This window comes from Bartonella sp. TT110JLCBS, from assembly GCF_042193405.1.
Lineage (GTDB): Bacteria > Pseudomonadota > Alphaproteobacteria > Rhizobiales > Rhizobiaceae > Bartonella.
The window spans coordinates 1-231 of record NZ_JBHILT010000301.1; the positions used below are offsets into that span (position 1 = coordinate 1).

The window sequence follows — 231 nt, forward strand, 5'->3', positions numbered from 1 at the left end:
CGTTGAGTAATTTTTTATATTTTAAGAACTTGAGAACCAATATGACCGATTTAACAACTTTCACAATTGCACAAGCCCGTGATGCTCTCATAAAAAAAGAGTTCAAAGCAACTGAATTAACAGAAGCTTATTTAAAGGCGATTGAATTGGCTAATCCAACCTTGAATACTTATGTGGCAGTAACAGCCGAACAAGCAATGAAAATGGCTACTGAATCAGATAGCCGCTTGG

General features: G+C 36.4%; 1 pseudogene. It reads left to right on the top strand.

What is annotated here, in order from left to right:
* Window positions 1-41 precede the first annotated feature (41 nt).
* Window positions 42-231, top strand: a pseudogene (locus ACFILW_RS11010) (Asp-tRNA(Asn)/Glu-tRNA(Gln) amidotransferase subunit GatA); the annotation flags it as partial.